The 13,922-nt window shown below is 33.4% G+C and carries 7 protein-coding genes; 1 reads left to right on the forward strand and 6 read right to left on the reverse strand.

The genetic code is table 11. From position 1 onward, the window contains the following. Positions 1-130: 130 nt before the first annotated feature. Positions 131-766, forward strand: coding sequence for a hypothetical protein (locus tag LCM23_RS10820; RefSeq protein ID WP_224936969.1), 636 nt, complete (start codon positions 131-133; stop codon positions 764-766). Here the strand turns inward: LCM23_RS10820 and LCM23_RS10825 are convergent. The 6 genes from LCM23_RS10825 to pglX all read right to left on the reverse strand — a co-directional run bounded on the left by LCM23_RS10825 (position 763) and on the right by pglX (position 13,887). Next, positions 763-2,793 carry a serine/threonine-protein kinase gene (locus LCM23_RS10825; protein WP_224936970.1) on the reverse strand — a complete coding sequence of 677 codons (2,031 nt, stop codon included), beginning with the start codon at positions 2,791-2,793 and terminating at the stop codon, positions 763-765. The genes LCM23_RS10820 and LCM23_RS10825 overlap by 4 nt on opposite strands. A gap of 77 nt (positions 2,794-2,870) precedes the next feature. Further along, positions 2,871-3,629 (reverse strand): hypothetical protein, encoded by a 759-nt coding sequence (locus tag LCM23_RS10830; RefSeq protein WP_224936971.1) that lies wholly within the window; start codon positions 3,627-3,629, stop codon positions 2,871-2,873. A gap of 33 nt (positions 3,630-3,662) precedes the next feature. Beyond that, a complete protein-coding gene (locus LCM23_RS10835) occupies positions 3,663-4,643 on the reverse strand; it encodes a restriction endonuclease (RefSeq protein ID WP_224936972.1) in 981 nt (326 codons plus the stop codon). Between the two features lie 15 nt (positions 4,644-4,658). Next, on the reverse strand, positions 4,659-7,838 hold the full coding sequence (locus LCM23_RS10840) for a DEAD/DEAH box helicase (RefSeq protein WP_224936973.1): 3,180 nt from the start codon (positions 7,836-7,838) through the stop codon (positions 4,659-4,661). A 28-nt stretch (positions 7,839-7,866) separates the two neighbouring features. Next, on the reverse strand, positions 7,867-10,365 hold the full coding sequence (gene pglZ, locus LCM23_RS10845) for a BREX-1 system phosphatase PglZ type A (RefSeq protein ID WP_224936974.1): 2,499 nt from the start codon (positions 10,363-10,365) through the stop codon (positions 7,867-7,869). Between the two features lie 51 nt (positions 10,366-10,416). Continuing rightward, positions 10,417-13,887, reverse strand: a complete 3,471-nt coding sequence (gene pglX, locus LCM23_RS10850; protein ID WP_224936975.1) for a BREX-1 system adenine-specific DNA-methyltransferase PglX — start codon at positions 13,885-13,887, stop codon at positions 10,417-10,419. Positions 13,888-13,922 lie beyond the last annotated feature (35 nt).

The following is a 13,922-nucleotide window of genomic DNA, read 5'->3' on the forward strand; positions in this document are numbered from 1 at the left end:
AAATCTTATACCATACTAGAAAATTTCCCATAATGGTAAAGCGCCTACCTATTTAAAAACATTTATTATTTATTTGTGTCTGTTATAATTATTTATGAATTATTACGCTGCACAAAGGAGCATTCCCTTTATGTTCGATACCGAAGAACAATTGATACAACGCTTGTTAGATCAATTTAAAAATAAATTAGCTTTTACCGAGGTAGAGTGTGGTTATGGAAGAGCAGATTTAGTAATTATAAAAAATAAGAAGGCTTTTAATGATTTCTGTAAGTCAAGAAACGGACTTTTCTTACAATCCAATGACGAAATTAAGATTTTTACATATTTAAGGCGAAAACGAAAAGGAGCAACTTTCTCCGAAATATTAAATAATCATTATATTTCAGAGGCAACACTAAAATATAAGATATTAAGAAATTTAATAAATGCTAATGCAATCTTTAACGATGGTTATACCTATTATAGAAATAAAGACTTCACTTTATTTAATAGTGATGTAACGGCTATAGAAGGAAAGCTCAGTAATTGGCAAACGGCATTAGAACAAGCGATTAGATATCAAAAGTTTGCAAGAAAGTCTTATGTAGCATTAGATCAAGAATTTATACACAGAGCTACCATAGAAGAGTTTAAACATTATAATATAGGGCTAATTTCGGTAGGATCTAAAGTAAAGGAAGTTTTATCTCCAAAAGAAACCCCCCCTTCAGACCCTACCATGAGATATAGAGTTGCTGAATATTTGCTACAAAATAAAATTTAAAGACCGACGCTTTGGGGAGAGTCAACTTTTGAAACTTCTAATATAACCTCTTTCCAAACGTCCAAATGTTTGTAGCTTAATCCTTTAATTTTCTTCTCTTTATTTATTTCTTTAATGTACAACTTTGCTTGTTCAGTGGAATCTATAAACTTCCTTACTCGTTCCTGATTAGACAAAATCGAATAACTATTCATTTGTCTTTTTTTAGTAATATAATGATGTTGGATACAATTATTAAATTCCAAAAGTTTATCTACATTTGGTGAAGCCTCGCAATACTCGCAATCGCAAATTAGCTCTCTTCCCGTTCCAGTTGAAATGATATCACTGAGGATATTCTTATTATATAACCCCATTAATCCTTCAATATAATATCTACGGGGAGAACCCCCACTATCTTGTCTATTTAAAAAATCTTCTTTAAAACTGTCACCTTGTCCAAGACTCGTGGCTATAGAATTCACTCCAAGAGCGGTAAGCCCTAATGAGAAGTCGTTTACTCTTGAAACAATTATCTCTTTATTAGTAAAACTTAAAAGCTTAACTAGATATGCATATGAATAATAATGATTACTATTTAGTGAATCAAAATCTCCAGCTATTTGTAGATAGTAACCATGTGGTTGTGAAGAAGATATAACATTAACTAAACTTTCTATATCATCAATATCCTCATATTTTTCAATGTCTAGTGATATTCCATAATAAATAGGTTTATTTAACCCTTTAGATTCAAGATAAACCCTTGATTCGTTATAAACATTTATATCCACATTAATCCAATCACTATTTACAGAATTGTAAAAGTGGTAGGGGGAGATATAAATGTCCGGATTATAAAAACTCTGGAAGTCTATACATTCTTTAGCACGCTTTTGTATAGTTATAGCCATTCTAAAATCTTTTGGTGTTTCTTTTTTTATTTTATGGATAACATAAGGAAGTTTTTTGTAGGTATTCTTTGAGGTAAATGCTGAATATCCAAGCGCTTGTGTATATGGATCAATTAGTAATCTAACATTTTTTTCACGAATTTCTTTAAAATTCTTATCTGAAAAAATTAATTGTGGAGCATTAAATACTGCACCATCAAATTCTTGCTCTTCTATAATCTTGCTTATGACCTTTGAATCATTATTTTGTGTAATAGGCATAAATTCTAAGGAAGATGGTTTATAACTAAAACCCACCTTTTTTTCTACTTTTCTTTTTACACAGTTCGTTAAAATTGTTTCAATTTCCTGGTATGTTAAACTTCTTTGGTATGGCTCTTTAAAAAGTAAGGTTTCAACCAGTTTTGATAATTCAATTGGTATATTACTAACTTTATTTGTTATCGGCTCTGGTTGTTCATTAATAATTTTATAAATTGCCTCTAATTGATTAGACATTTTTAATGGCTTTTCACCTGAAAGAAATTCATATATCATCGCACCAATAGAATAATAATCTGCACGATAATCAATATCTTTTGCCGATTTAAGTTGCTCTGGTGCCATATAAGCAAATGTACCCATCCCTTGTCCTGTGGTTGTTAAAGTACTAGCATCTATTAATTTAGATATCCCAAAATCAAGTAGTTTCACCTCAAGAGTGTCGCTACTAGTTAAAATAATATTGGATGGTTTTAAGTCTCTATGAATTACACCTGATTGATGAATATCGTTAACAGATTCGAATATACTAAGGGCAAGTTTGGACACCACATCAATGGATAGAGATCGATTTTCCTTAAGATAACTATCTAAATTAATCCCATTAGCATATTCCATTACAATAAAACGATATTTTTCTTCACCATCTTGAAAAAATCCATCATCTATATATTTAGAAACACGGTTACTGTTGACACTTTTCAATATCCTTATTTCTCTTTCTATTCTTCTTGCATCGTCTTCCCCCATAGCGAGCATATTTTCTCTAATTAATTTTAGTGCAAATTGTGATTTATCCTTTTCAACCAAATAAGTAGTACCAAAGTTTCCCGCACCTAATGTTTTTAAAACTTTATAACCTTTAATAATCATCCTATCCCCTCCCGATTTATTAAAACATTTTACAACTAAATGGTTTTATTTGGCATTAAACAAATGAAACAAATATATTAGTTATTATTTCTAAACTTTATCTCAACATAATAATCATGTAAGAATTTCTCAGCTTCCATTACGACTGACTGTTCTCTAATACTTTTCATGTTAAACTCTGTTGGAACTTGGGATGGCTGATTTAATATTGCAAAACGTACTTCCCTCTGATAGTCGAAAAAATTATCTTTCCACATAATAATCTCTACTGATTTCTCTTCAAACTTTTTCTTGCGATCTGAATTAATAATAGAATAATCATTATATTGTACTGATCGAATAATATATTCTAGACCTTGGCTATCAGCTTCCTCCTCAATCAAGTTAATAAAGTTACTAGGAAGTAATACTGCTTTATCACCAAAGTTTTCTAGTATTTTATTTTTTTCTTTAATATCAATGTCTAATACAAAAGAAACAGAGTCCTCCTTTTCCTCTATCACCTTAAAATCTTTAGCGGAAAATGCTGTAAAACAAAACACAGGTATTTCTTTTACACCCTCGTACCTTTCCTCTAAGGTTCCTGTATTAGCTGTTGCAATGACTTGATTATTTCTAGGATCGATAATTTTTACATTATAAACACCAAAAACATGTGCTCCTTCGTACTTGTCACCCTGACCCCGTATCATTGTCCTTTTTTCTTGTTCTATAAAATGACCTAAAGTGTTCATGTATAAATTACCATCCAGAAGTATACCTAAATACTCCTGATTAACAAATTTCACTAAAAACCTTGCACCTTTGCATCTTTCAATTTCACTCAACCTTGTCATGAAAAGCCCCCTTAGAATTGCCGCAATAAATAATCACTCAGGCACATACATCTTCTGCAAAGGCAATAACGCCCTAACATCATTCGGCATATTCTCGTACCACTTAACAACCAAATCTACTAATTCCTCCAAATCTACCAACCTAACAGAATTATGTCTAGCAACCGCTTCTGCTTGTGATGTAAAACCACCAGTTGAAACAAATAAACTATTGGCATCAATCGGATTTGCCCCCAATAACTGTTGAATCTCTGGTGCCGATGCAGAAGACTTACGATGCTTTACTTGAACTTTAATAATCGGCTTTTCAAATCCAAAGGCATCTTTATAAGCCAGTACATCCACGCCACCATCAGGCCCCTTTGGACTTACCCGTACATTGTAGTCCATCGCTTGCAAAAGTCCTCCAACCAGTTCTTGCATTTGCCATGGGTCAAGTTTATCTACTTTGTCTTGTACCATTACCAGTGCTTTATTAACCAAGTCTTCTATTATTTCGCTTTCTTCAGCTTCATCTGTTTCCTCTGGTTCAACAAAGGGGTACTCTAATAATCTTTCAATCTCACTTCCCCAATCATCTACACGAAACACTGTTAATACCGAACCTAAACTATTCTTTGCTGCTTGTGATAGTGTGTCTCTAATAACTGTAGTTTCTTCCCATTCCACCCTTATATTATTTGGGTATGCAGGATCCCCTATTGACTCATTATAAAAAGGATCTTCAGTTACAGTTCCAACCAAATATTCTCTAGTTTCTTTAAAATAAGTGATAACTCTATCACCCTTCTTTATTTCTGTGCTGAAACGCCATACCTGGTTAATCCAGCTCTTTCTAGTATTAGGTTTACTATCAGCAAATACAGTATTTGCTTTAGTTAACATTTCTTCCTTTGAACGATATTGTTTAGGATCTCCCAATTTAGGCCATCCAATGGAAGCAATACCTTTGTCCTTCCATATTGGAATTAATTCATTATTATCTCCCGCACGAATCATCCACCATCTCTTCATGGTTAATCCCCCTCGTTAAATAAACATTGTGCCTTGATTTAGTTGATGTTCAATAATTTCGCTTTCTCTTATTTCATACACAAATACATGGCTCTTAATCACTTGATAATCTTCCTCTATCAACTGCTGCTTAAATTGATGTATATCGTTAGTTATTACAATAAGTCGATTATCACCATCAACTTCTTCACTGATAAAATCTACTAACCCAAAAGCCTGCTGAACTCTTACGTTAAACCTACCCTGCTTTAATTCATGTGCTTCAATCATAGATAAATAGTCTTCTGGAATTAAACGGCCATTTTCTATTCCATTTGGTTCTAGCTTAAATTGCGCTATCCTTTTAATGGGCTTCAATTGAATAGATCGTTGACGATCAATTTCGGTTAAACGTTCTTTACTCCTATCCTCCATTTCATCTATTTGTGCATAAGTTTGGTTAATCAAAGCACTGTTTTTACCCTCTACATTTTCTTCCTGGTACTTCTTCAACCGTTCTTGCAAGGTTTCCATCTGATCCTCAAATGACTTTCTCAAGAAAACTCTTTTTCGATTGGCATAGTCTTCGCGCTTACGTTGAATTGACTTTAATAGTTTCCTAGCATGTTTAATCACATGGCGTTTAATATCCTGTTCTTCTATGTCATACGTATTTTTAACATCCAACGATTCATTAAAAAGCATATAGGGTGACATTTGTATAAATTCATCGTTTACCCGTTTACCAGTTAACATTAACTTTTGCTCGAGCTCACGGCCATTACCGTCCACAATTGTCACTTGATTTAGTTCTACTGTCATAGCTTCTGAAACCGATGCCTTCACTTCATAGAGTGGTAGTACAGCTTGTTGCAATTCTTTTGCTGTTAATTTCATTACTAAATTAAATAACGGATTATCATTTTCTAGAATTGGTATTGAATCCGATACTTTAGATGAAGATAAGGCAAAACGAATGGAATCATCAAAGTTGAACATCAATTTCTGATCTCGCGCAAAATCACGAATGCGCTTAGGAAAACGGTCTATACGGGCAGTTTTGTTATCTGCTGAAATATTCAACCTCGTTCTTGTATTTTTTAATCCATCAACTACAAAGTGTCCGTATAAACGATTAGGAATACTGTTTATCGAAACTCCATCAAATGAACGCTTGGCCCCAGGTAAATCAAAATTATCATCTAATCGTTCACTCTGAGCCAGTTCTAATAGCCGTTTGTGTTCTTCCGATAATGTCTTTTCCATGTTGGCAATTATCTCATCTAAATCCTCACGACCTGTAATTGCTTGTTCCATTACCGAAGATAAATCTGCTTGGCGATCCTCAAGTACTTCACCTATAAAATCATAAACAAGGTCTTGTCCAAGGTCTTCACGCATTTGTTCCATCTTAGTAAGTAACCGTATTAATACGTCTCCTTCACGTGTATTTGTGGCAACAAGGTTAAATACAAAGACTTCATTTTTCTGTCCAATACGGTGAATACGCCCCATACGTTGTTCCAAACGATTAGGATTCCAAGGAATATCATAGTTAACCATTTGGTTACAAAATTGCAGGTTAATTGATTCTCCTCCAGCATCTGTAGCAATCATGATTTGCACATCATTTCGAAACTTCTCAACTTCCTCTTGTCGTCTATCCATAGAAAAGTCACCAACAATCTTGGCTATCTCTGGAACGTATGCTTTCAATTTCTTCTCAAGATAATTAAGTGTGTCTTTTGATTCAGTAAAAATTAAAATCTTCTCATTTTGTGCCAACAATCCACTTGCACCAAACAGTGTCTTCTCTAGTTCAAGATACTTGCGCTCATTTTGGCTTTGCCTGATGACATTCGCCTTACGAATTAATTGATCCAGCATTTCAATCTCTACTTGTAATTCATCTAAATCTAGTTCTTCATATTCACCTTCAGCATATTCTTCAAGCAATTCCTGTTCTTCGAGTGAACTATCTTCATAGTCTTCATAATCCAATGTCATCTGATTTACTTTTTGCCCTGTTTCTAATGCCTTCTGTAAGCTTTCTTTCCGACGTACAAGTGATAAATATATTGCTTCAACAGATGAACTTAATCGACGTTGTAATATCATCATTGCAAAAGCAACGTTTGGTTTATCATTCTGTTTTGCACGGTTAAAGTGATGTCTAACATATTCTGTGACAGATTCGTACAAATCAGACTCTGCTGGACTCAAGTCAAACCCTAACGTTGTCGTTGTACGTTTAGGGAATAGGGGAGTACCATCAAAATTAACCATATTTTCCTTTAGTCGACGGATAACATATGGATTACTTTTCTCTAGAATTGAATCACTTCTATTAAGTTGCGAGAAGATATCGTGATCGATCAAACTCATCAAATGACGAAAATTTTCTTTATCCCCCTTGTGAGGTGTTGCTGTCAATAGAAGAGCATGCTCCGTATGTCTTAACAAATTTTCACCTAGTTGGAACATCTTTGTCCGCTTCACTTTGCGTTTCTTTTGACCTACTGTATACGCAGCCATTTTATGAGCTTCATCAACTATGACTAAATCAAACTGAGAGTTAATAATCATGTTTTTTATATCTTCTCTAGATGCCCAGTACATCGACGCAATAACTTGCTGGTGCATATCAAACGGATTCAGTTCACCTGAAGCATCCAAATAAGAACGAGTAATGATTAAGAAGTCTTCATTAAACTTTTCCTTTAATTCTGTTTGCCACTGTTTCAATACAAGAGGTGGTACCAAAATCAACGTCTTTCGAATCATGTTCCGTGCCTTCAATTCACGGATAAGCATACCCGACATAATCGTCTTACCTGCACCAGGATCATCAGCTAATAGATAACGGACTTGAGGCGCTTGTAGCATTTTGCTATAAACCGCTTCAATTTGGTGTGGTAAAGGAATCATATTTTTATTTCCTCGAGCCCGTGATTGTGAGTATTCTTTCTCCGTTCGTAACACATGATATTGTAAGTAATGTTGGAATCTATCTCTCAATTGATCTGAAGCATCTTCATCAGAATAACGTTCAACTTCTTGTAATTGATGTTTCTCAAGGTAGTTTTCAAAGAATTGATTAGACTCTCGCCCAACAGCCTCTACTAAATATAAATCATCATCTATGCTTTCAACATGTTTAATTTGAACGGCTTCTGGCCAAAAAGATGCACCGACAATTTCTCCTTTTTTAAGCAAAAAGTAACACCCCCATTTCCCTTTCAACTTAATATAATGCTTCATATAATCGTAAGGTAAATTCCTCTTCCAGATAGACTTCTTTACCTTTCTTAGTCACAGTCTCTACTCTTAAAATACATGACTCACCTATCTTGTAATGCTTTTCGACTAAATTAAATATTACTTGCCTATTACGGTCGCGATTTTCTCCCTTTAAATCAAATACGAGTTCTACTTCATTAGAGATTCGTTCCTCACCTTGGTAAAAAGCTATATTTACTTTTCGTGAAGTATAGTTGTCTGCAATACTTTGCTCTTGATAGAAAGAAACCGGAATACGGTAATTTGTAATCACTTTATTAATCATTGCAACTGCAATATCAACAGGTTTTCCTGCTTCAATACGACGGTAATCTATTAATGGGACAACCGCTTCCTGTGGTAAGGCACCACCATGAATAAACTGAAGGCCTCCACCAGTTTTAAATCTATTAATACTTTTTGCCAAAACAACATCAGCATTTTGTATCGGCGTTTGTCGTTCCGTTAATTTAATCGAACCTTCTGGAACTGATAAATTATGCCCTATAGCAAAACGACGATTATGATCCATAACTTGTCCCTCAACAGCTGGTATCTTGCCATGGTTTTCAATTTGTTTAAATTGGAATAAAAATCCATGATCTGCTGTGATAAAAATACGTTTCGCTTGAAGACGTGATAATCGATCAACCGCATACTCTAAATCTGAAATCGCTTGGTGTACTGCTCTATAAGTCTCGCGTTCTGACTTTGCAGAATCCCCAAGAGCATCGATGTGATCATGATATAAATACACTAATCTTTTACCTTTCAACACTTGGTCAACTTCACTTGTTTTCATATCCAAAAGTTCCTTTAACTTTAACATTTCAGAATGTGGCTCCACTGACTCTAAAATGCGACGTCGATTATCGAGGCCTTTCGTTGATTGTCCGTCAGCCAAGATACCTTTCTTTTCATCTGCTGTAAGTTCTTTATGAGGCAATAGAGATGCCATCCCTAATTGCGTATACGTTGGATAACTTGCTACCATAGGATTAATACTTGATTTTCCGTTTTCTCGTTCTTTTAATTTTTCATAAAGTTCATATGCAGCCTCATAACGCAAAGCATCCGATATAATAACGAATACCCTTGTTTGTTCTTTTTCCAAAATAGGGTGAATTAACTTAGAAAAGAATGTTCGTTGAGGCATTAGTTTGGATACATATCCATCTTGCAACCTAAAATTCATTTCCTCTGATATTCTACGAAGATATTCATTTTCGTACCAATTTGTTAAGTAATTAGCAATTTCTTCAAGCATTTCTTTCGCATCAAGGCGTGTATAATGATGCATAAAATGACGATAGGCATAATCGATCTCATATAGATGTTTTGTATAATTTTCATAAAAATCTTCATGTTGATGGATACGATTAACAACAGGTCTGAGCTTCTCAATCCGAATTACATCAAATAGAGTTTCATAAAGTGTTTTTAGTTTACCTTTTGATCCCCAATACGTATGTAAACGTTGCTCAATTAAAGATAGCCGTTCATCTACATGAATTGTTTGATGAATCAATTCATCGATGCATTTTTCAATGATCAGTACATCGACAACCGGGAAAGTTTCAACTAACTGGTAGTTTTCTATATCGCGCTTTAATAACACATCTCTTACTTGATGGACTTTTTCCCATTCTTTAATATGTTCTTCAAATACTTCTCCATCGTGTTGTAACCACTCTTCGACAAATAATGCGCAGATGTTAGGTGATGAGGATGCCCATTTAGTATCCCAATCCTCAACAATAAAGCCTGCATTCTGCCGGAAGTGTTGATAAATAAGAACATTTAAGAGTTGTAATAAAGGTTCATTATCCCTTTCTAGAGAAACACCAAAATGGCGACCAATAAATTCTAAAGTTCGCTCTAGTGAATAGTTACGTTCTAATCGGTTAAATAACTCATTTTCTCCCATATGTATCACACTTAAAAGCAGTTGACGTACAATCATACGTATATCGGGTACAGAGGCCTTCACTAAAACAGCCATCATACTTAGCTCGAACTGGTAGTTATCGGTATCCTTAGGCAATATTTTGCTTAGTCGACTTTTCCGATCTTTACTATCAAAGAACAAAGGATATTGTTCCATTATTGGACGTAATACCTGATCTGATACTTGTAATGTTTCTGATAACATTGCAGTTTCATCAGCTTTAAATTCAGTACCGTATGACAATATATCTAATAGCATGTTATCTTTATCGTTTGGTTTCGCTTCATCGGAATAAATTAAAAATGACTCTGTTGGTCGTTGAAGTTCAATCTCTACTTTTAACTGGAAAAAATTATGCTTGGTTAATTGTCTTATCTCAATGTCAATGTCGTTGAACTGTTCCTTTAGTTTCTCAACACTGACTTGTGATTGAGGGTCATACCAAAAAACAATTGATCGTTCTTTTATATTCTTCTCTTGTTGTATCCTCTCTTTTAGCCTTTCAATGACATTCACGGATTCCACCTCTTTATGTAAAGAGAAAGAGGAGAATGACCCCTCTTTCAGTTATTTGATCTTTGCAAGTACATTTCCAAATTGTGCGTAGTTAACTTTAACACCATCATCTAAATTAATATTAATTTGCTTATTGGCGTAGGTAGCTAATTTCTTATCAAACTCTTGTAATTCCTCGATCTTCTTCTGATAAGCTGATTTAGATTTTTCAAGGATGCGCTTATCACTTGCCGATAGGCTTGGATTTACTAAACGTGTATCAATCATATCTATTTCATTTTGGTATTTTGAATGAATTTCTTGTAAGTGTTCAAATCTAATGATTGCCATTGTATCTGACTGATATCGATGCATATAAATAAGCGTGCGTAACCCTTTTTGCTTTCCAGAGTCGACTAACCAGTAAATTGGTTGTTTTTGATATGTTTTACAATGGTCGTTGAAAAATTCATCTAAGAAGTATCTTCGTAGACGTTCTTCTGTAGATTCATTTTTCTTTAATTTGAGCGATTCAGCTAACCACTGCATATTTACGTCAACTGCATCTGGGCTAAAGGCTACAGATAAAAACTCTCTAAGCCTAGAAATAATATCATCTTCAAAATAATGATCATCAGTTAATAGAATTAAACCATTATTATTTGGTTTGAATTTAGAATATTTGGATTCATCAAATCTACCACCTGCATATGAAAGGCCGTCAACATATAAGGAATATCGTCCCATAACACATCCAATGAAGTAAGATAAGAAAGACTTAACATCTCTTTCCCGATCTTTTAATAGCAGTGTAACTTCTTCTTTTTCTACCTTATTATTTAGTTCTTCTTCTAAACCATATATTTCAATAAATATCTTATTTATTTCTTCTTCATTTTCTTTAACTGTTAAGAATCTTTCTTGTAAAATCCCTTCATGTCTTGAGTATATTCCTTCTAAAGAGTTAGTTCTTTCATTTAATTTAATGAAAGGATGTGATTTATAATCTGGGGATATTTCCATCATATCCCAATCGTTATTCGAGAGATTTATATTCTCAATAACCAAGTTATTTATTTTTTCCTTTAATTTTGAAGGAACTTCTATAAGAGGTAATCGTTGAATATCAATATTTTGATAATCTGATGTTCCACTAAACATATCTAAAAAATATCCAACTGGTTTAGAATTTAAATATCCAAGTACATATAAAAAATCGTTTTCCTCAGTAAATAATGCGGGGCCTTTTTTATCAAATAACCCTCTAGGCTCTAGTAACCTGGCAGAGAATTTACCATTTGTGGTTGCAGTCCACGTTATTCCTTTTCTAAATCTAAACTCTTCTGACAAGAGATTAGATGTTTTATTTTTTCTATAAAAATCAATAGCTTCTTTACTCCAGTCAACAATTAGTTGGTTATTACCAAACCACCTACGAAAGTTCCCTCCTTTTGCATAGGAAATCCATTTATTACCGATCTCCTCTACACTAACTTCCCAATGAAACCTTAAAAACTTTTCATTATTCGCTGTTATATGTTGACTTCCCGTAATCTCTATACCTGCTGATAGTGAAGGATTGTTATAAAAAACGTTTAACGTTTTATCACCAATCCAGTAAGTTATAGGCGAACCCTTAATCCCTTTAAACTTACTATAATCTGTAATACTGTATCTTTGGTTCACATTTGGAAAGTTTAACGGAACACCATTCTCGTCAATTTCATTATAACGAATACATTGATATACACCTTTATAATTTTCGTTAACACTATTTCTTAATGTAAATGCAACCGCTCCGAAGTTAATACCTAAACTAGTTTTTCCTCTTCCCTCATAGGGCATATGAACTGCATTTTCTAATATATAATTACCTAATACCTTTTTTCTTAATTTCTCATATTTAGTTAGGAACATCCATGATTCCATTGTAATCATAGCTGCAAAACCATTATCTTTAATTAAGCTTGATATTCTTTCCATAAAAACAGCAAACATGTCACTTTTTGAATCCTTGAAATTTTTCTCTAAATATTTTTTTAACGAGGGGTTCATCCCACGCGAACCCATGTATGGAGGATTTGTAATTACTATATCGAATGTTGTTGAAAGGATTTTTGCCTGCTTTAAAATGTGAATAAAATATTCTTTCTGCTCGTAGGTTTCATAATCTTCAATTGAGAGTTGTTTTTCGTTTGACTCCATTCTCTGAAAACGATCAATATATTTATTAAAATCTATATCTGGTACACTTAAAATTGATCCGAAATTTTTAGCATTAATAAATATATTATAAATACTTAATAACTCTTCTTTTTCACTACTATTTTTAGCAATTAAATCCACCATTGCATTTATTTCTAAGTTATCAGATTCAGAAATAGCGTAAATATTTAAGTTTATTTCATCCTTAAGAATCCTTCTACTTTTTTCTCTAGCTTTTATTAACAAAGCAAAGGATGCTAATTGGGCAGCTCTCGGATCTATATCTAAGCCATATAAATTCTTTTCTAGTATGAGTTTAGGTATGTCACGTTTTGGATAACCGTTCTCTTCATACATCTTATAAAGTATCTCAAAAGCATAGACTAAGATATGACCAGAACCTACACAAGGATCAATTATAGTTATTTCTTCAATATTAATAGTGTTATAACGATTTTTTTTATTTTCTTCAGTTACTTCAGTATATTGCTTGGCAGATTCCACAAAGTACGACATCGATTCCACTATTTTTGTTTCTGGATTTGTTTCTATCCAAAGTTTGCCTAAAGAATTCTCTACCATATACTTTACTATCCATTGAGGAGTAAATAACTGGGTTACGGCTGGAATTTCATTTTTTTCAACTTTTTTATTTTTCTTTAATTTGGCAAAAACTTGATTCTTAGGTTCTGAAATATAATATTGGTAAATCCAGCCTATTACCTCTACTTCACTGAAACTTTTAGTCAATTCATCATTACTGACTAGTTTTCTAATTAAAAACTCACTATCTAACAAATAATCCGGAAGTAATAACTCTGTATAGTCATTTATTTTCTCAAATAACGTAGGTAAACTGTCATTTAAACTATTGCATTGAGCAACAAACAATGCACGATAAGCTTGTTCATTTTCACCTTTCTGTAACCACTCTTTTATCTGTTGATGTTTCACATCTATGTTCATCGTTTCATATTGAAGTAAAATATCTGGTTCGTTTTTACCTGAACTACTCGATAAAACATTTACTCGGTCTGGTAAATAATTGTTCACTTCCATATAACGAATCGCAATGATTCGGTTAAACCATGTGTAAGCAACTTCTTCAATAAGCTGATCATAACCAGCAGTTTTTAAGCGTTGTTGTAACGTATGAAAAGCATGTTTTCTTTCAATTGGATAAGGGTTATCATTTACAAATAATTGACCATAGTTTTCTTCAATCTTTAATTCCTGATTATCCATGGTAATACCGTATTGTTCAGCTTTTAATGAGACTTTGGCCATTAGCTCTCGTCTAGATTCTACAGCATATTTCTTTAGCTCTGCCTTATTCATTGTTTCACTCCTCAGTAGAGGAGCAGATTATTTAT

The sequence above is a fragment of the Cytobacillus kochii genome (assembly GCF_020171845.1).
Lineage (GTDB): Bacteria > Bacillota > Bacilli > Bacillales > Cytobacillaceae > Cytobacillus > Cytobacillus kochii.

Bases quoted from the DNA above. Each gene is read 5' to 3' on its own strand.
- LCM23_RS10820 (WP_224936969.1), top strand. From the start codon at position 131: ATGTTCGATACCGAAGAACAATTGATACAACGCTTGTTAGATCAATTT.
- LCM23_RS10825 (WP_224936970.1), bottom strand. From the start codon at position 2,793: ATGATTATTAAAGGTTATAAAGTTTTAAAAACATTAGGTGCGGGAAAC.
- LCM23_RS10830 (WP_224936971.1), bottom strand. From the start codon at position 3,629: ATGACAAGGTTGAGTGAAATTGAAAGATGCAAAGGTGCAAGGTTTTTA.
- LCM23_RS10835 (WP_224936972.1), bottom strand. From the start codon at position 4,643: ATGAAGAGATGGTGGATGATTCGTGCGGGAGATAATAATGAATTAATT.
- pglX (WP_224936975.1), bottom strand. From the start codon at position 13,887: ATGAATAAGGCAGAGCTAAAGAAATATGCTGTAGAATCTAGACGAGAG.